Origin of the sequence: Methylorubrum zatmanii, assembly GCF_014845115.1 — a bacterium.
Classification (GTDB): domain Bacteria; phylum Pseudomonadota; class Alphaproteobacteria; order Rhizobiales; family Beijerinckiaceae; genus Methylobacterium; species Methylobacterium zatmanii.
Genome location: NZ_NKUI01000063.1, coordinates 28,188 through 46,179, shown reverse-complemented (window position 1 = coordinate 46,179; position 17,992 = coordinate 28,188). Strand labels below are relative to the sequence as shown.

General features: G+C 71.9%; 19 protein-coding genes, 1 pseudogene and 1 riboswitch. Of the genes and pseudogenes, 15 read left to right on the top strand and 5 right to left on the bottom strand.

Annotated elements, in window-relative coordinates; all coding sequences use genetic code 11:
• The coding region (locus MZTS_RS09070; RefSeq protein WP_192283359.1) for an ATP-binding protein at positions 1 to 1,122 on the top strand (1,122 nt) is incomplete at its 5' end.
• A 75-nt stretch (positions 1,123 to 1,197) separates the two neighbouring features.
• Here the strand turns inward: MZTS_RS09070 and MZTS_RS09065 are convergent.
• Positions 1,198 to 2,094 (bottom strand): alpha/beta fold hydrolase, encoded by an 897-nt coding sequence (locus MZTS_RS09065; protein ID WP_192283357.1) that lies wholly within the window; start codon positions 2,092 to 2,094, stop codon positions 1,198 to 1,200.
• Between the two features lie 205 nt (positions 2,095 to 2,299).
• Here MZTS_RS09065 and MZTS_RS09060 point away from each other — a divergent pair, with 205 nt between their 5' ends.
• A complete protein-coding gene (locus MZTS_RS09060) occupies positions 2,300 to 2,746 on the top strand; it encodes a hypothetical protein (protein WP_192283355.1) in 447 nt (148 codons plus the stop codon).
• Here MZTS_RS09060 and MZTS_RS09055 read toward each other — a convergent pair whose 3' ends face one another.
• Complete coding sequence (locus tag MZTS_RS09055) at positions 2,747 to 2,968, bottom strand: hypothetical protein (RefSeq protein WP_192283353.1); 222 nt, start codon at positions 2,966 to 2,968, stop codon at positions 2,747 to 2,749. It lies immediately after the preceding gene.
• 201 nt (positions 2,969 to 3,169) lie between these two features.
• Here MZTS_RS09055 and fae point away from each other — a divergent pair, with 201 nt between their 5' ends.
• The gene (fae, locus tag MZTS_RS09050; RefSeq protein WP_026105577.1) at positions 3,170 to 3,709 is read left to right on the top strand and encodes a formaldehyde-activating enzyme; all 540 of its coding nucleotides are present in this window, start codon (positions 3,170 to 3,172) and stop codon (positions 3,707 to 3,709) included.
• Positions 3,710 to 3,834: 125 nt separating this feature from the next.
• On the opposite strand, the gene MZTS_RS09045 is transcribed toward fae, so the two are convergent.
• From MZTS_RS09045 to cobU, 3 genes are all read right to left on the bottom strand, one after another.
• Positions 3,835 to 4,089 carry a hypothetical protein gene (locus MZTS_RS09045; RefSeq protein WP_192283351.1) on the bottom strand — a complete coding sequence of 85 codons (255 nt, stop codon included), beginning with the start codon at positions 4,087 to 4,089 and terminating at the stop codon, positions 3,835 to 3,837.
• A 350-nt stretch (positions 4,090 to 4,439) separates the two neighbouring features.
• Positions 4,440 to 5,054 (bottom strand): cob(I)yrinic acid a,c-diamide adenosyltransferase, encoded by a 615-nt coding sequence (gene cobO, locus MZTS_RS09040; protein WP_192283349.1) that lies wholly within the window; start codon positions 5,052 to 5,054, stop codon positions 4,440 to 4,442.
• Positions 5,051 to 5,572: a bifunctional adenosylcobinamide kinase/adenosylcobinamide-phosphate guanylyltransferase gene (gene cobU / locus MZTS_RS09035; protein WP_378739854.1), complete on the bottom strand. Its 522-nt coding sequence runs from the start codon at positions 5,570 to 5,572 to the stop codon at positions 5,051 to 5,053. The genes cobO and cobU overlap by 4 nt, the downstream gene beginning before the upstream one ends.
• A 90-nt stretch (positions 5,573 to 5,662) precedes the next feature.
• Positions 5,663 to 5,860: riboswitch (cobalamin riboswitch) on the top strand.
• A gap of 42 nt (positions 5,861 to 5,902) precedes the next feature.
• Here cobU and MZTS_RS09030 point away from each other — a divergent pair.
• From MZTS_RS09030 to MZTS_RS08975, 12 genes and pseudogenes are all read left to right on the top strand, one after another.
• Positions 5,903 to 6,085, top strand: coding sequence for a CbtB domain-containing protein (locus MZTS_RS09030; protein ID WP_192283346.1), 183 nt, complete (start codon positions 5,903 to 5,905; stop codon positions 6,083 to 6,085).
• Between the two features lie 31 nt (positions 6,086 to 6,116).
• A complete protein-coding gene (locus MZTS_RS09025) occupies positions 6,117 to 6,893 on the top strand; it encodes a CbtA family protein (protein ID WP_192283345.1) in 777 nt (258 codons plus the stop codon).
• Positions 6,886 to 7,284, top strand: a pseudogene (locus MZTS_RS09020) (DUF1636 family protein); the annotation flags it as partial. The gene MZTS_RS09025 and the pseudogene MZTS_RS09020, both read left to right, overlap by 8 nt.
• Before the next feature lie 89 nt (positions 7,285 to 7,373).
• Positions 7,374 to 8,408 (top strand): cobalamin biosynthesis protein CobW, encoded by a 1,035-nt coding sequence (cobW, locus tag MZTS_RS09015; RefSeq protein ID WP_192283344.1) that lies wholly within the window; start codon positions 7,374 to 7,376, stop codon positions 8,406 to 8,408.
• Positions 8,405 to 9,316, top strand: coding sequence for a DUF4349 domain-containing protein (locus MZTS_RS09010; RefSeq protein ID WP_192283343.1), 912 nt, complete (start codon positions 8,405 to 8,407; stop codon positions 9,314 to 9,316). The genes cobW and MZTS_RS09010 overlap by 4 nt, the downstream gene beginning before the upstream one ends.
• A 13-nt stretch (positions 9,317 to 9,329) precedes the next feature.
• Positions 9,330 to 12,635, top strand: coding sequence for a cobaltochelatase subunit CobN (gene cobN, locus MZTS_RS09005; RefSeq protein ID WP_192283342.1), 3,306 nt, complete (start codon positions 9,330 to 9,332; stop codon positions 12,633 to 12,635).
• Positions 12,632 to 13,951, top strand: a complete 1,320-nt coding sequence (gene cobG, locus MZTS_RS09000) for a precorrin-3B synthase (RefSeq protein WP_192283341.1) — start codon at positions 12,632 to 12,634, stop codon at positions 13,949 to 13,951. The genes cobN and cobG overlap by 4 nt, the downstream gene beginning before the upstream one ends.
• A complete protein-coding gene (locus tag MZTS_RS08995; RefSeq protein ID WP_192283339.1) occupies positions 13,948 to 14,580 on the top strand; it encodes a precorrin-8X methylmutase in 633 nt (210 codons plus the stop codon). Before cobG ends, MZTS_RS08995 begins: the two co-directional genes overlap by 4 nt.
• The gene (locus tag MZTS_RS08990; protein WP_192283337.1) at positions 14,580 to 15,377 is read left to right on the top strand and encodes a precorrin-2 C(20)-methyltransferase; all 798 of its coding nucleotides are present in this window, start codon (positions 14,580 to 14,582) and stop codon (positions 15,375 to 15,377) included. The genes MZTS_RS08995 and MZTS_RS08990 overlap by 1 nt, the downstream gene beginning before the upstream one ends.
• Positions 15,374 to 16,153 carry a precorrin-3B C(17)-methyltransferase gene (gene cobJ, locus MZTS_RS08985; protein WP_192283335.1) on the top strand — a complete coding sequence of 260 codons (780 nt, stop codon included), beginning with the start codon at positions 15,374 to 15,376 and terminating at the stop codon, positions 16,151 to 16,153. The genes MZTS_RS08990 and cobJ overlap by 4 nt, the downstream gene beginning before the upstream one ends.
• Before the next feature lie 131 nt (positions 16,154 to 16,284).
• Positions 16,285 to 16,713, top strand: coding sequence for a hypothetical protein (locus tag MZTS_RS08980; protein WP_246482057.1), 429 nt, complete (start codon positions 16,285 to 16,287; stop codon positions 16,711 to 16,713).
• Positions 16,676 to 17,941: a DNA-packaging protein gene (locus tag MZTS_RS08975; protein WP_192283361.1), complete on the top strand. Its 1,266-nt coding sequence runs from the start codon at positions 16,676 to 16,678 to the stop codon at positions 17,939 to 17,941. Before MZTS_RS08980 ends, MZTS_RS08975 begins: the two co-directional genes overlap by 38 nt.
• Positions 17,942 to 17,992: the final 51 nt, after the last annotated feature.

Below are 17,992 nucleotides of genomic sequence, written 5' to 3'. Positions count from 1 at the left end.
GTGGGCCAGCTCACCGGCGGGCTGGCCCACGACTTCAACAACCTGCTCGCCGGCATTTCCGGCAGCCTGGAACTGATGCAGACCCGGATCAGCCAGGGCCGGCTCAAGGATGTCGACCGCTATATGAGCGCCGCTCAGGGGGCGGCCAAGCGGGCCGCGGCGCTGACGCACCGCCTGCTCGCCTTCTCCCGCCGCCAGACCCTGGACCCCAAGCCCACCGACGTGAACCGGCTGGTGATGGGCCTGGAGGAATTGATCCGCCGCACGGTCGGGCCCACCATCACCATCGAGGTGGTGGGCGCGGCCGGTCTCTGGCCGATCCTCGTCGATCCGCCGCAGCTCGAGAACGCGCTGCTCAATCTCTGCATCAACGCCCGCGACGCCCTGCCGGAGGGCGGGCGCATCACCATCGAGACCGCCAACAAGTGGCTCGACGACCGCGGCGCCCGCGAGCGCGACCTCGATCCCGGCCAGTATCTCTCGCTCTGCGTCACCGATACCGGCACCGGCATGAGCCCGGAGGTGCGGGCCAAGGCCTTCGACCCGTTCTTCACCACGAAGCCGATCGGCCAGGGCACCGGGCTCGGCCTGTCGATGATCTACGGCTTCGCCAAGCAATCGGGCGGGCAGGTGCGGATCTATTCCGAGATCGGCGAGGGGACGACGGTCTGCATCTACCTGCCCCGTTATTACGGCGAGGCGGAAGAGCCGGATGCGTTCGGCCCCCTGGTGGACGCGCCCCGCGCCGAGCGGGGCGAAACGGTGCTGGTGGTCGACGACGAGCCGACCGTGCGGATGCTGGTGACCGAGGTGCTGGAAGACCTCGGCTACACCGCGATCGAGGCCGCCGACAGCGCCTCCGGCCTGAAGGTGCTGCAATCGGACGTGCGCATCGACCTGCTCATCACCGATGTCGGCCTGCCTGGCGGCATGAACGGCCGCCAGATGGCCGATGCGGCCCGCGTTTCGCGCCCCGACCTCAAGATCCTGTTCATCACCGGCTATGCCGAGAACGCCGCCGTGGGCAACGGTCATCTGGAGCCGGGCATGGCGGTGCTGACCAAGCCGTTCGTGGTCGAGACGCTCGGCCTGCGGATCCGGGAGATGATCGCGCGGGGGTAGGATCCGACCCCATCCACACTCGAAGCATTCGGATCGGTGGTTCGCCGCCCGTCACCCGCGCGGGCGCCGGTCGCATCAGGCCTCCCTCCGCGCGAAGAACCGCGCGATCTCCTCCGCTGCCCGATCCGGCCGTTCCCGGTGCGGGAAATGCCCGGCGCCCTCGAACGGAGCGAGATCGAGCCGCGAGAACGTCTCGCCGAGACGGTCGGTCCAGGCGTAAGGGAAGAGCGGGTCCTGCGTGCCCCAGCGGATGCCGGTCGGCACGGCGATCGGCGGCAGGGCAGGGGCCTCGCCCCGCACCATGGAGAGCCGCGCCGCCTGCTGGCTCAGATACCAGTTGAAGCCTCCCTGGAGATTGCCCGGCATCAGGAAGGTGTCGGTGAAGGCATCGAGCACGGCGTCGAAGGCGGCTGGGTTGCCGCCGGCCCAATGACGCAGGAAATGACCGATATAGGCGCGGCAGCTCTCGCGGCTGGCGCCGACCACCTGCGCCGCGAAGGGTTTCAGGTGGAAGGACTGGTACCAGATCTCGGCGAGCATCTCCGGCTGAGCCAGCCGCGGGCCGATGCCGGGATAGGGGCAATCGAAGAAGAACAGGCCGGTGAGACGGTCCGGGTTGGCGCGCCCGAGCGCTTGGCCGACAGAGGCGCCGACATCGTGGCCGACGACACCGGCCCGCGCGATCCCGAGGGCGTCGAGAAGGCCGACGATATCGGCGGCGTGGACCTCCGGGCCGGCCCGGTCCGAGGGGCCGGGGTCGGGCTTCTCGCTGGCGCCGAAGCCGCGCAGGTCCGGCGCGATCAGGCTGAATCGGTCGGAGAGGCGGGCCATCACCGGCTCCCAGGTCAGCCAGAATTCCGGCCAGCCGTGCAGCAGCACCAGGGGCGGCCGCTCCGTCGGTTCACCGCCGGCGCGGGCGACGTGCAGCCGTACGCCGTTCGCCGTCACCGTCTCGTGCCGGATCTCCACCATGCCCGCGCCTCCTCGCCCCTGTCGCCGCCAGGGCAACGCGGCGGCCCGGCCGATCCGTTCCGGCACGGGGGATGACGAGGCCGTGCGCCCGGGGCACGACGGCCACAAGTTCGGGCGTCCGGCTTGACCGGGCAAGCTGGACTGTTTCAATGCGCCGGTTCCTGCCCTTCGCGGGAGAGAGTTTCGCACGCGCATGAGGCGGCAGATGGCGACGACGGTTCGGCGGCTCGCGCTCCCGCTCGTGTTGGGCGGCAGCCTCGGCATCTCGGGCTGCACCGGCTTCGGCTACATCTCGCAGACCTATGTGGCCCAGGTGCCGCAGGTGGTGACGATCGGCTGCAACGAGCCCTACGAGATCTACGACAACCGCCAGCGGCGCCGGGTGCTGGTGGTCTCGAACGCCCTGCGCGAGGTGACGGGCTGCGATGTCGGGACGACCGGCGAGGGTCGTCCCCCCGCCGAAACCCGGGCCGCGCGCTTCCGCACGGCGATGCGCACCTATCTCGACGAGACCGCCCGCGAGGATTGCAAGATCACCGGCGAGACCGTGTTCAGCGACCTTCAGACCGAGTTCGCCTATGCCTGCGACGCCCCGGTCGAACCCCGCGGCACGGTGGTGCCGCGCCTGCCGGGACGGCGCAACCAGCGGTAATCAACTGTCGGCCGATCCCTGGAAGGTCCGCTCCGTCGCGTCGCCCGCCGCGGCCAGCAAGGCCCGGGCGAAGGCGCGCGCCTCGGCCCGTTCGAGGCTGAGGATCGCGGTGACCGGGCGACCGCCGAGATCGGGCAGGGCGAGTTCCAGCCGCACGCCGTCGCCCTCGGCCGTCGCCGACAAGCTCCAGGCGGCTTCCCGGCCCGTCACCGGCTCGCTCATCGCATCAGTCCTTCCGCTCTCGACCGCCGCTGACGGAGGTGATGCGTACATGGGCGGTTTTTTCATCGCAGACCAGGGGCGCCCTCCGGCCGAGGCTGCGTCCGCAAGCGATTGACGCGCGGGGCCGGGAGTGGTGTCTGCGCCGCGACCGCCCGCGCGGGCAGGATCTTCTCTTCGACACGACAAGCAGGGACGAACGACATGTCCGAGATCTGGTTTCGCACGGGCGAGGCGACGGTGCTCGCCGCCGAGGGGCAATTCACCGACGCGATGCCGGAGGTGCTGATCGGCTCGACCCGCGGCCCCGTCGGCCACGCCTTCGCCGGCATGCTGGGCCAGGTGCAGGGCCATACCCGCATGTTCGTGGTGCGCGACCTCAACCAACTCGTGCGCCCCTCCACCATCATGACCACCAAGGTCACGATCCACACCGCCGAATATGCCGAGCTTCTGGGCGGCGTGGTTCAGGCGGCGACCGGCGACGCGATCGTCGATTGCGTGATCGAGGGCATCCTGCCGAAGGACGGCCTCGACGAACTCTGCATGATCATCACGATCTGGCTCGACGAGCGCTGCGCCAAGGACGAGAACCTCGACCGCAAGGATCTCTACCGCACCAACTACGAGGCGACGAAGCTCGCCATCGCCCGCGCCATGAAGGGCGAGCCGACGATCGACGAGCTGATCGCCAACCGCAAGACGGTGAAGCACTACGCGCTCGAAGACATCATCGAGTACTGATTCTTCCGCACATGACGGGGCGCGACTCAGGTCGCGTCCCGCTCGAGGCGGAACGTCCGCGTCCCCGGCCTCATGGCCGCCAACACCCTCAGCATTCCCTTGAAAGGATGAGCTGAAACGGGCTCTCAGGCGCCTCTGACCAAATCCACCACCTTGCCCACACCGGCGCCGACCCCGGCGCCGACAACGCCGACGACCGCCGCGGAAATCAGCACGGGAGCGCTGACCACAGCCACGATCCCCGAGCCGACCGCGAGAACGCCGACACCGACAACACCGAGAGTGCCGCCGGCGATGCTGCCGATGCCGGCGCCGGACAGGCCGCCCTGTACAGTGTCGAGATCGTCGTCGGACAGCCGGGAAACAGCGAAATCTGTCATGATGAGAGTTCCGAGATCTGATGCGACGCGTTGCTTGCGTCTGTTGTGATTGACATCGGAACGCACCGGCTTGGCTGTGTTTGGGCACACGTCGCCCCGGCTGCCCTTACCGCCGTCCACATCTCGGACTTTCAGAGCCTGTTTGCGTTCCCTTGCCGGGCCAATCCCACCGTCCTCGCGCCGAGGCGCTCGCGACGCGAGCCGCGAAGCACCCCGGAACGGCCGACCTCAGGACACTCCTCCGCTGGGGGAAGCGGCGCGACCTGCTGCGACCTCACCGCCCTCAGCAGGGTCTCATACAGCCGAGCCGACTGAGTTGAGACCCTGGAATCACGGGACGACGCGCAGGCTCAGAACTCGATTCCCTCCTGCGCCTTCACCCCCGCCGAGAAATGGTGCTTCACGCTGCCCATCTCGGTGACGAGGTCGGCGGCCTCGATCAGGGCCGGCTTGGCGTTGCGGCCGGTCACGACGACGTGGAGGTCCGGCCGCCGGGCGGCGAGGTCGGCGAGAACCGCGTCGAGGTCGAGGTAATCGTAGCGCAGGGCGATGTTCAGCTCGTCGAGGACGAGCAGGCGGATGCCCGGATCCGCCATCAGCGCCTTCGCCGTGTCCCAGGCCTTGCGGCAGGCGGCGATGTCGCGGGCCTTGTCCTGCGTCTCCCAGGTGAAGCCCTCGCCGAGGGCGTGCCACGCGATCCGGTCGCCGAAGCTCTTCAGCGCCCGCGCCTCGCCGGTATCCCAGGCGCCCTTGATGAACTGCACCACGCCGACCCGGTGCCCGCGCCCGAGCATCCGCAGCACGAGGCCGAGCGCCGCCGTCGTCTTGCCCTTGCCGGGGCCGGTATGGACGATCAGCAGGCCCTTCTCGATCCGTTTCGAGGCCACCTCGGCGTCCTGCACCGCCTTGCGCTTGGCCATCTTCTCGCGGTGGCGGGCGTCGTCGTCGGTCGTCGTCTCGGTCATGGGCGATGTCCCAGATTCTCGGATGAGGGTTTGACCGTCAGCGGCAGGCCGGCCACCGTGAGCACGACCCGGTCGGCGTCCCGCGCGAGGCGTTGGTGCAGGCGCCCGGCGGCGTCGCGGAAGCGGCGGGCCAGGGCGTTGTCCGGCACGATGCCGAGGCCGACCTCGTTGGCGACCAGCACCAGCGGGCCCGGCGCGGCGGTGCAGGCCCGCGCCAGCGCCTCCGTTGCGGCGTCGAGATCGGCCTCCGCCAGCAGCAGGTTGGTGAGCCAGAGGGTGAGGCAATCGACCAGGACCGGCCCGGTCGCGGCGGCCACCGCCTCCGGCAGCGCCATCGGCACGTCGAGGGTGCGCCAATCGCCCGAGCGCCGGGCCCGGTGCTCGGCGATGCGGGTGCGCATCTCGTCGTCCCAGGCTTGAGCGGTGGCGATGTAGAGCCAGGGGGCAGGACAGACTTCGATCAGCCGCTCGGCATACGCGCTCTTGCCCGAGCGCGCCCCGCCGAGCACCAGCGTCATCCGGTCGGGCGCCGTATCCGTCATGCCGGCCCGTTTGCACCGGGCCGGCCGGTTCACGCAATGGCGCTTTGCATGGTCGTCGACTCCGCGTTACAAGTGGCCGGTGACGGTGCCCCGCCAACGGGGTGAAAAGGGAATGCGGTGAGAGGTTGCGAAAACCTCGATTCCGTGGCTGCCCCCGCAACTGTGAGCGGCGAGTTCCTGCCACAAGCCACCGGTCGATCCGGGAAGGCGGCAGGCGCGAAAACAGCCGCGAGCCAGGAGACCTGCCGTCCGCGTGAAACTATGCCCTCGAACGCCGCCGGTGGGGCGGCCGGAGCCCGTGATACGATGACGACCGCGACCCTTCAGACCTCGGCCACCACCACCCGTTCCGCCGAGGGCGCCCGCGCCCTGCTCGTGGCCGCCTTCCTCGGGCTCGGCCTCGTTTTCGTGGTGGGCTTCGCCCCGGCGACGGTGCTGCACAACGCGGCCCACGACTTCCGCCACGCGCAGAACTTCCCCTGCCACTGATCCGCGCTCCAGCGGCTCACGCAGCAATTCCATGATCACTCGGTTGCTGTCGGCGGCGCTTGTCGCCGGCTTCCTCGCGTCCGTCGTCGCGACGGGCCTGCAGCTCGCCCTGACCTCCCCGCTGATCCTTCAGGCGGAGACCTATGAGGGCGAGGGCACCCATGCCCTCGCCCCGGCTCTCGATGCGTCTTCGGCCGTCAGGCTCGCCTCCCTGATCGTGCCGGCCCACGCCCATTCCCACGCTCCCGGCGAGGGTGGCCACGATCACGGCACCGCCGAGGAATGGCAGCCCGCCCCGGGCCTGCAGCGGATCGCCTTCACCGGCCTCGCCACGCTGATCGGTGGCGTCGGTTACGCGCTTCTGCTCGCTGCGGTGATGCTGGCCCTGCGCCGCGAGCCGACGCCGCGGAGCGGGCTCGCCATCGGCATTGCCGGCTTCCTCGCGGTGGCGCTGGCACCCGCCATCGGCCTGCCGCCGGAACTGCCCGGCATGGGCGGCGCGCCGCTGCTGCTGCGCCAATCCTGGTGGCTGATGACCGTGATCGCGACGGGGCTCGGCCTCTACCTGATCGCCGTGCGGCGGGTGCCGCTGACGATCCTGGGCGGCCTCGTCCTGATCGTCGCGCCGCATCTCGCGGGCGCGCCGCAGGTCGCCGAGGCCGCCTCGCAGGTGCCGCCGGCCCTGGCGGCGCAGTTCGCCGCGCGCTCGCTCGCCATCGGTTTCGTGTTCTGGGCGCTGATCGGGCTGGCCTATGGCTGGGCCTGGGGGCTGTTCGGCCGCGAGGCGGACGCCCGATCCCATGCCTGATCCGGAGACCGCGATCCTGTCGGTCTGCACCACCTGCCGCGCGGCGGGCGATGCATCGGAACCGCGGGCGGGAGCCAAGCTCCTGGCCGCGCTGCTGGCGGAGGCCGCGCGCGAGCCGGTGCCCGGCCTGGCGATCGAGGGCGCCGAATGCCTCTCGGTCTGCAAGCGGCCCTGCACCGTCGCCGTCGCCTCAGCCGGCCGCTGGACTTACGTCTACGGGGACTTCGACGCGCGCGAAGCCCCCGAAACCTCCGCACGGACCATCCTGGCGGGCCTGCGCCGCTACCTCGAAACCCCCGACGGTGTCGTGCCTTGGCGCGAGCGGCCTGAGGCGTTTCGCAAGGGTGTCGTCGCCCGCATCCCGCCGCTCAGAGTGCCTCACAAAACTCCCGCACACCGACCGTTTCGCCTGCGGGCACGACGGCGCGACGGGAGTTTGGTGAGAGACATTCAGGCGGCCCCGAACCGGACGCCCCGATCATGAGCCTCGTCGAGAAAATTCCCTGCACCATCGTCACCGGCTTCCTCGGAGCCGGCAAGACCACGCTGGTGCGCCACACCATCGAGAAGGCCGGGGGGCGCCGCCTCGCGATCATCGTCAACGAGTTCGGCGATATCGGCTTCGACGGCTCGTTCCTCGCCTCCTGCGGCATCGAGGGCTGCAACGAGGATTCGGTGGTGGAGCTGCCCAATGGCTGCATCTGCTGCACCGTGGCGGACGACTTCGTGCCGGCGCTGACGAAGCTCCTCGACCGGCCCGAGCCGCCGGAGCACATCCTGATCGAGACCTCCGGCCTCGCTTTGCCCAAGCCCCTGGTCCAGGCCTTCCAATGGCCGGCGATCCGCTCCCGCGTCACCGTCGACGGCGTGGTCGCGGTGGTGGACGGCCCGGCGGTGGCCTCCGGCCTGTTCGCCGAGGATCCCGACGCCCTGGCCAACCAGCGCGCGGCGGATCAGGCGGTCGATCACGACAACCCGCTGGAAGAGGTGTTCGAGGATCAGATCCTCTGCGCCGACCTCGTGGTGGTCAACAAGGCCGACCTCCTCGACGAAGCCGGCCTGCAAAAGGTCCGCGCCGAGATCGAGGCGCATCTGCCCCGCGCCGTCGAGATCGTCGCCACCGAGCACGGCCGCCTCGACCCGCGTGTGCTGCTCGGGATCGCGGCGGCGGCCGAGGACGACCTCGACGCCCGCCCGTCCCATCACGGCGAGGGGGAGGATCACGACCACGACGATTTCGAATCCATCGCGATTCCCGTCGGCGTCGCCGGCAGCCCGGAAGACCTCGCCGCCCGCGTCGAGAAGGCCGCCGAGACCGAGGGCGTGCTGCGCATCAAGGGCTTCGCCGAAGTGAAGGGCAAGCCGATGCGCCTCGTGGTCCAGGGCGTGGGCCGCCGCGTCGCCTCGCATTACGATCGCCCGTGGAAGGGCTCGGAGCCCCGTGATGGACGCCTCGTCGTGATCGGCTTGAAGGGCTTCGACCGGGACGCGGTCGCGGCGGCTTTGCAGGGATGAGCCGGGGCCGGACCGGGCGAGTGGGCGGGCGCGGGCTCAAGGGCCGCGTCCTGCCCGGTCTCCTGCCGGTCTTCGCCTTGCTCGCCGGCTGCTCGGAGAGCCGGCGCGACCTCGCGCCATCCGGCCGGGCAGCCGATCTCGCTGCGCCGGCGCCATTCGTATCGGCGGCGCGGGAGACCGGCGAGGCCAAGCTCGCCTACCGCCACGATCTCACCCTCGGCCTCGGGCCGGACCGGGTCGAGCCGCATTTCGCTGCCGCGCGGGACCGCTGCCTGAAGGAGGCGGCGGACTGCACCCTGCTGCGGTCTTCGATCCGCGACGGTGGCGGAGCCAGCCAGCCGCGGGCGCAGATCGAGGTGCGGCTGAAGCACGCCTCGGTCGCCGCCTATGTCGCCTTCCTCACCGCCCCCCTGCCGGGGGAGGAGCCGGGCGACGTCGCCCTGATCGCCCAGGAAACCCGCGCCGAGGATCTCACCCGGACCCTCGCCGATACCGGCCGGCGGCTCGCCCAGCTCAACGATTACCGCAACCGTCTGACCGTCTTGGCCGAGAAGCCCGACAATCGGGCCGAGGATCTCATCAAGATCGCGGGGGAACTCGCGCAGGTCCAGAGCCAGATCGAGGAGGCGGAGGCGCAAAGACGCGGCCTCGACCAGCGAGTCGATACCGAGATCGTCACGGTCAGCTTCCGCACGCACCAAGCGCGGGCGGGCGCCTTCGCTCCGGTGTGGGAGGTTTGGGCCCGCAGTGGCCCGATTCTCGGCGACAGCGCCGCCTCGGCCCTGCGGTTCACCGTCGCGAGCCTGCCCTGGCTGCTGATCGGTCTTTTGGCGGTCTTGCTCCTGCGCCTCGTCTGGCGCATCCGGCGTCAGCGGGCGCAGCCGGCCCGCGTGCGGCTGGAACCGTGAGGGGGCGGGCGCCATGCACCTGATCCGCCTCGATACGGTCTCCCTCGACGAGGGCGAGGCGGCGGTCGATCTCGGCCAGAGCCCGGGCGAGATCGTGTTCCTGTCCCTGACCGATACGGATCTGGCGGCCGTCGCCCGCGCCCATGCCGGCGAGCCGGGCCTGCCCTCCCTGCGCCTCGCCAAGATGGCGCAGCTGCGCCACCCGATGTCGGTCGATCTCTATGTCGATGCGGTGATCGCGCGGGCCAAGGTCTGCGTGATCCGCTGCCTCGGCGGGCTCGATTACTGGCGCTACGGCATCGAGCGGGCGGCGGCGGTGGCGCGGGCGCAGGGTGTGAAGCTCGCCGTCCTGCCCGGCGACGACCGGCCGGATCCGCGCCTCGACGCCTTCTCGACCCTGCCGCCGGAGACCTGCGCCCGCCTCGACGCCTATTTCCGCGCCGGCGGGCCGGACAACCTGAAGAACCTGCTGCGGCGGCTGGCGGCGGAGGCCGGCGCTTCCTGCGAGGCGGCGCCGCCGCAGGCCCTGCCGCGCGGCTTCGCTTGGTGCGCCGGCTGCGGTGTGCTGTCCGTCGAGGCCGCGCTGCGGGCCGCCGGGCCGGGGCCGCTGGCGCTGCTGCTGGTCTACCGCTCGGCGGTGCTGTCCGGCGAGACCGGCCCGGCGGCGCAGCTCGCCGCCTCCCTGGGCCTGCGCGGCATCGCCTGCCTCACCCTCGCCGTGTCGAGCCTGAAGGATCCGGAGGCGGTGGCCGTGCTGCGGGCGGCCCTGGCCCTGCGCCGGCCCGACATCGTGCTTGCGGCCACCGCCTTCTCGGCCCGCGACGAGGCCGGTTTCGTGCTCGATGCCGCCGATTGCCCGGTGCTCCAGGCCTATACATTGGGCGCCCCGCGCGCCGCCTGGGCTGCCTCCGGACGCGGCATGAACGCCGCCGACCTCGCCATGCAGGTGGCTTTGCCCGAATTCGACGGCAGATTGTCCGGCTTTCCGATCTCCTTCAAGGAGGAGGCCGAGGCGGTCGAGGGCTTCGCCGAGCGCCGGGCCGTGCCCGATCCCGCCGGCATCGCCGCGCTGACGGAGCGCGCCGCCGCCTGGATCCGCCTGAGGCGGACCCCGCGCGACAAGCGCCGGCTCGCCATGGTGCTGTCCGATTACCCCGCTCGCGGCGGCCGGGCCGGTTACGCCGTCGGGCTCGACACCCCGGAGAGCGCCCGCGCCATCGCCGCCGACCTGGCCGAGGCGGGGTTCGGTGCGGGCGACCTGCCGGAGGCGACCACGCTGATGGCGGCGCTGACCGAGGGAGAGCCGGGCTTTGCCGTCCCGCTCGCCACCTACGCGGCGTGGTTCGATGGCTTGCCGGAGGAGCGGCGGGCGGACCTCACCGACCGCTGGGGGGCGCCGGAGGACGATCCGCTGTGTCGGGACGGGGCGTTCCGGTTCCGGATGGTGCGGGCCGATCCGGCCGGGGGAGGGGGCCTCACCCTCTTCCTCCAGCCCGACCGGGGCCGGGCGGCCGACCGCAAAGCCGGCTACCACGATCCCGACGAGCCGCCGACCCACGCCTATCTCGCCTTCTATCTCGGCCTGCGCCGCGACTTCGACGCGCTGATCCATCTCGGCACCCATGGCACCACCGAGTGGCTGCCCGGCAAGGCGGTGGCGTTGTCGCCCGGCTGCTGGCCGGCGCTGGCGGTCGGGGCGCTGCCGGTGGTCTATCCCTTCATCGTCGACGATCCCGGCGAGGCCGCGCCGCTGAAGCGCCGGCTCGGCGGGATCGCGCTCGGCCATCTCACCCCGACCGTCGAGGCCGCCGGGCTGACGCCCGAGGCGGCGGCGCTCCGCGAGTTGGTGGAGGAATATTCCGCCGCGAGCGTGCTCGATCCGCGCCGGGCCGGGCTGATCGCCGAGGCGATCCTCGACGAGGCGGCCTCGGCCGGACTTCTGGAAGGCGCGGGCGTCGATGCCGGCACGCCGATGGCCGATGCCCTCACCGCCCTCGACGCGCATCTGTGCGACCTCGGCGAGACGCCGTTCCGCGACGGCCTGCACGTGTTCGGCCGGGCCCCCGCCGATGCCGCCGAGCCGGTGCGGGCGAGCGCGCGGGCCGAGCGTGCCGCGCTGGTCGCCGCCCTCGACGGCCGCTTCGTCGCGCCGGGACCCGCCGGCTCGCCCTCGCGCGGGCGCCGGGACGTGATGCCGACCGGTCGCAACCTGACGACCCTCGATCCCCGCTCCCTGCCGACCCGCGCCGCGACGATGCTCGGGACCAGGGCGGCGGATGCGGTGGTGCGGCGCTACCTGCAGGACGAGGGCGAGTATCCGGCCCGCATCGTCATGGATCTCTGGGCCTCGCCGACGCTCCGCACCGGCGGCGAGGATGTGGCCCACGCCCTCGCGCTGATGGGGGTCCGCCCGATCTGGGACCATGCCTCGACCCGCGTCACCGGCTTCGAGATCCTGCCGCTGGCGCTCCTCGACCGGCCGCGCATCGATGTGACCTGCCGTGTCTCCGGCGCCTTCCGCGACACGTTTCCGGAGACCCTGGCGCTGCTCGACCGAGCGGCCCGTGCCGTGGCGGCGCGGGAGGAGGAGGACGAGGAGAACCCGCTGGCCGCCGCCCGGCGCCGGGGCGACTCCGCCGCCCGCATCTACGGCGGCGCCCCCGGCCGCTACGGCGCCGGCACCGCCGAGACGGCGCTCGACGGCGCCTGGGACGGCCGCGCCGATCTCGGGCAGGCCTATCTCGCCGCCACCACCCACGCCTATGGCGATGCGGAGGGCGAGGATGCGGGCTTCGCCGCCCGCGTCGCGGCGGCGGATGCCTATGTCCACGCCTTCGACGTGGCCGAGCGCGACCTCCTGGATGGGGATGCGGCGGCCGACGCCATGGGCGGCTTCTCCGCCGCCGCCGCGTCCGAGGGGAGGGCGCCCGCTCTCTACAGCCTCGACGTCTCGAACCCGGAGGCGCCGCGCGCCCGCACCGCCCGCGAGGACGTGGCCCGGCTGATTCGCGGCCGGCTCGGCCATCCCCGCTGGATCGCGGCGCAGCTGCGCCACGGCTATCGCGGGGCGCAGGAATTCGCGCAAGGGATCGATGCGGTGTTCGTGCTCGCCGCCACGACCGATGCCGTCTCCCACGCCGATCTCGACCGGCTCTACGGCGCCTGGATCGCCGACCCGGAGGTGTTCGACGCCCTGCGCGCGGCCAATCCCGAGGCGACCCGCGCCATCCTCGAACGCTTCGAGGCCTTGCGCGCCCGTGGCCTCTGGCACAGCCGGCGCAACGCCGCCCCGGCCGACGCATTGCTGGCGGCGGAATGAGCACGCCCGTCACAGCTCCGCGCCGCACCCTGCCCGAGGGCGCCCGCCGTGGCTGGTGCCCCTCTTTGGCCAAGCCGATGCCGACCGGCGACGGGCTGCTCGCCCGCATCCATCCGCCGCTCGGCGGCCTCTCCCCCGCGCAGTTGCGGGCGGTGGCCGACGGCGCACGACGCCACGGCAATGGCCATATCGACGTCACCGCCCGCGGCAATCTCCAGATCCGCGGCGTCAGTGCGACGAGTGCCTCCCCGCTCGCCTGCCTCTTGGCGGAAGCCGGCCTGGGCGATACCCGCGACGATGGCGGGCCGCAGCGCCTGACGCTGACGCCGCCGCTCGCCGGCCTCGATCCCGGCGAAGGCATCGACGTGCCGGCGCTCGCCGGTGCCGTGGAGGCGGCGGGTCTCGCCGTGCCGGGCCTGCCGCCCAAGACCCTGGTGGCGATCGATGGCGGCGGGCGTTTCGGCCTCGGCGCGGTCGAGGCCGATGTCTTCCTGTTCACCGAGGGGCGGGGCCGCGTCGTCTTCGGCCTCGCGGGCGAGGAGGGCCCCCTGCGCTGCGGTGTGCTGCCGGAGCGGCAGGCGGCGGGCGCCCTCGGCCTCGCGCTGGCCGCTTTCGCCGGGACCGGGCGGCGGCGGATGCGCGATTGCGACGCGTCCGAGCGCGCCCTGATCGCCGCCGCCGCCGGCTTCCTGCCCTGCGCGGCCGCGCCGCTGGCGCCCGCACCCGCGCCGGCCGCACCGGGGCTCGTCACCCTGTCCGGCCACGCATCCGCGCTCCTCGTCGAGGCGCCGTTCGGCCGCTGCACCGCCGACCGGTTGGAGCGCGTCGCCGCTCTGGCCGGGGAGGCGGGCGTCCGGCTCAGCGCCGAGCGCGGTTTCGTGCTGCCTCTGCCCCCTGGCCGTCTCGATGCCGTTCGAGGGGAATTGGCGGCGGCCGGCTTCATCGTGGCGCCGGACGATCCCCGCCGCTCAGTCGCCGCCTGTCCCGGCGCGCCGGCCTGCCGCTCCGGCTCCACCCCGGTGCCGGACCATGCCGCCCGGCTGGCGCAGGCTTTGGCGCCGCTCGCGTCGCACGGCCTCTCGGTTCATGTCTCGGGCTGCGCCAAGGGCTGCGCCCATCCCGGCCCGGCCGATCTGACCCTGGTGGCCCGCGAGGGCGCCTACGACGTGGTGCTCGCCGGTCCGCCTTCGGCTGAGCCGGCAACGCGTCTCGCTTTCGAGGCGGCGCTGGACCGGATAAGGAAGGCCGCTGCGACCGGGCTTCCGGCCACGGATCGGCTGTTTTTGAACCGGATGTTTCAGGACAACGCGAGATGAGTGCCCGCCACGACTATATCCGCGACGGCGGCGCCATCTACGCGCGCTCCTTCGCGATGATCCGCGCCGAATCCGACCTCGCCCGCTGGTCCGGCGCGGCCGAGCGCGTCGTGGTGCGGATGATCCATGCCTGCGGCATGACCGACCTGCCGAAGGACGTCGAGATGTCCGACAGCTTCGCCGCCGCCGGCGAAGCGGCGTTGAAGGCCGGCGCGCCGATCCTGTGCGACGTGCGCATGGTGGCCGACGGTGTCACCCGCGCCCGGCTGCCGGCGAAGAACGACGTGATTTGCACCCTGGGCGACCCCCGCGTCCCCGGCCTCGCGGCGGAGATGGGCACCACCCGCTCGGCCGCCGCCATGGAATTGTGGCGCGAGCACCTGCCCGGCAGCGTGGTCGCCGTCGGCAACGCCCCCACCGCCCTGTTCCGCCTGCTCGAACTGCTCGACGAGGGCGTGGCGCCCCCGGCGGCGGTGATCGGCATCCCCGTCGGCTTCGTCGGCGCGGCGGAATCCAAGGAGGCCCTGGCGCGGGACGGGCGGGTGCCCTTCGTCGTGGTCCATGGCCGCCGCGGCGGCAGCGCCATGACGGCGGCGGCGGTCAACGCGCTGGCGAACGAGGTCGAGTGATGGAGGGGAGCGTGCGCATCGACGCCCCGGTCGAGACTCCCGACGGCGCCGGGGATGTCCCCGTGACCCCCAAGACCGGAACGCTCTTCGGCGTCGGCATGGGGCCGGGCGATCCCGATTTTCTGACCGTGAAGGCCATGCGGGTGCTGGAGCACGCTCCGGTGCTCGTGCATTTCTGCAAGCGGGGTAAGCGCGGCAATGCCCGCACCATCGCCGACGCCGTGATGTGCGATCCCACCCGCGAATTTCCGCTGGCCTATCCCTACACCACCGAGCTCCACCCCGATCATCCCGATTATGTCGCGGCGCTTGCCGGCTTCTACGATGAGGCGGCCGGGCGGCTCGCCGACCATCTCGATGCCGGGCGCGACGTGGCGATCCTGTCGGAGGGCGATCCCTTCTTCTACGGCTCGTTCATGCATCTGTGGCGGCGGCTGAAGGACCGCTTCCCCGTCGAGGTGATCCCCGGCGTCACCGGCATGTCCGGCTGCTGGACCCGGGCTGGCACCCCGATCACCTGGGGCGACGACGTGCTCACCATCCTGCCGGCGACCCTGCCGCGCGCCGCGCTGGTGGAACGGCTGAAGGGCACCGACGCGGCGGTGATCATGAAGCTCGGCCGCCATCTGCCGAAGGTGCGCGGTGTGCTGGCCGAGACCGGCTTTCTCGACCGTGCCGTCTATGTCGAGCGCGGCACCATGGCCGATGAGCGGGTGGTGCCGTTGAGCCAGAAGGCGGACGACACCGCGCCCTACTTCTCGATGGTGCTGGTCCCCGGCGAGGGCCGCCGCCCGTGAGCGAGAACAGTGAGGCGAGGACCGAGGGGAGCGTCACGGTCATCGGCCTCGGGCCGGGCGACCCGCGCCTGCTCACCGAATCGGCCCGCGCCGCCCTCGACCGGGCGCAGGACCTGATCGGCTATTATCCCTATGTCGCCCGAATCCCCGAGCGGGAGGGGCTGACGCGCCATGCCAGCGACAACCGGGTCGAGCTCGACCGCTCCCGCCACGCCCTCGCCCTTGCCGCCGCCGGCCGTCAGGTCGCGGTGGTGTCGGGGGGCGATCCCGGTGTCTTCGCCATGGCCGCGGCCGTGTTCGAGGCGGTGGAGAAGGGGCCGGCCGAATGGCGCGACCTCGACATCCGGGTCGAGCCCGGCATCACCGCCATGCTCGCCGCCGCCGCCCGCCTCGGCGCACCGCTGGGCGGCGATTTCTGCGCGATCTCGCTGTCGGACAACCTCAAGCCCTGGGACGTGGTGACCGCCCGGCTCGAAGCGGTGCTGCGGGCGGGCCTGAGCGTCGCCCTCTACAACCCGATTTCCTCCGCCCGGCCCTGGCAGCTCGGCCGGGCCCTGGCACTGGCCGCCGAGATCCTGCCGCTGGCAACGCCCGTCATCTTCGCCCGCGCCGTGACCCGGCCCGACGAGGCTTTGCGGGTGCTGACCCTGGACGAGGCCCGCACGGCGCCGGCCGACATGGCGACCATGATCATCATCGGCGCGCCGACCACGCGGCTGATCGTACGCGAGGGGAAATTGCCGTTCGTCTACACGCCGCGCAGCGTGGCGGGTTAGGCGCCGCCGTCATCGGCGCGGGCGTAGCGATATCGGCATATTTCCCTGAAATAGGATTTTTAGCATTGACAGCGCGACGCTCCTCCGGTAGGTAGAGGGCACGCTCAAGAAGTGTGAATGGAGACACCGCGATGGCGCGCCGCTCCGACTCATGCCATGAGCCCGCGCCGAGCCCGCCTCCGCCCACGAAACCCCGACGATCCCGCAAGCGGACACCCGATCCGCAGCGGTTGCGGTCCCGTCTGCTCGCGCAGATCGAGCGGCAGATCGACCGGTTCGACGCCGCCCTCGATGTGGAGCCGCCGCCTGCCGGGTTGGATTCCGGAAAGGTGCTGCGCGATCTCGGCGGCCTGAAGAACCTGCTCGATGACATGAGGACGGCCGACCGGGCCGCCGAGGGGGGAGGGGGGGATGGCGCAAGCGGCTCACCCGCCCTGTCCGTTGCCGATCTCGTGGCGATGCGCACGGATATCGCGCGCCGCTATGCTGCATTCGCGGCGGCGGAACCGGATGACGGCCTTTCTGACCCGCCTCTCGCCGGAGCAGCTTCGCCTGCTTGAGGCCGATTGGCTGCATCGGGCGAGGGCGGATCAGCTTCCGCCGCCGGGACATTGGACCACCTGGGCGGTGATCGGCGGGCGCGGTTCGGGCAAGACGCGGACGGGCGCCGAGTGGGTCCGCGGCCTCGCCCTCGGCGATCCCGTCTTCACCGACGCGCCGGTCGGGCGCATCGCCCTGATCGGTGAGACCTTCGCCGATGTCCGCGACGTGATGATCGAGGGACCGTCCGGCCTTCTCGCCCTGCCACGCCTCGGTGGCGCGGTGCCGGTCTGGCAGCCCTCCCGGCGGCGGGTCGTGTTCGGCAACGGCGCGGTGGCGCTCGCCTTCTCGGCCGAGGAGCCGGATTCCCTGCGCGGGCCGCAATTCGGGGCGGCTTGGTCCGATGAGGTGGCCAAGTGGCGCGAGGCGGAAGCCGCCTACGACATGATCCAATTCGGTCTCCGCCTCGGACGCCATCCCCGAGGCTTGGTGACGACGACGCCGCGCCCGGTGCCGCTGATCCGGCGGCTGCTGGCCGATCCGCGCACGGTGGTGACGCGCTCGCGCACCGCCGACAATGCGGACAATCTCGCACCGCTTTTTCTCGAAGAGGTGGTCGGGCGCTATGCCGGCACGCGGCTCGGGCGCCAGGAACTCGACGGCGAGCTGATCGAGGATCGGCCGGACGCTCTCTGGACGCGCGATCTCATCGAGAGCGCCCGCATCGCCGCCGCGCCGTCCCTGCAGCGCATTGCCGTCGCCATCGATCCGCCGGCCTCCTCGCGGGCCGGGGCGGATGCCTGCGGCATCGTCGCCGCCGGGCTGGCGGCGGATGGCATAGCTTATGTGCTCGCCGATGCAACCCTTGAGAGAGCCTCGCCCACGGTCTGGGCGCGGGCTGCCCTGGCCCTCTACCATCGCCTCGGCGCGGATGCCCTGGTGGCGGAGGTCAACCAGGGCGGTGAGATGGTCGTTTCGGTCCTGGCCGAGGCCGATCCCGGCGTGCCGGTGGTGACGGTGCGGGCCACGCGGGGGAAGGTGTTGCGGGCCGAGCCGGTCTCCCTGCTCTACGCTCAGGGCCGCGTGCGCCATGTCGGCCCCTTGCCGGCGCTCGAAGACGAGATGTGCGCCTTCGGCCCGGGCGGTCTGCCGGGTGGAGGTTCGCCGGATCGACTCGACGCCCTGGTCTGGGCGCTCACGCATCTGATGCTGTCGCCTTCGGGAGAGCCGCGCATCCGCCGGTTGTGACGGCTCGCATGGTTAATTTCACGTGAAACATCGATAGCGGAGAAAACCGCC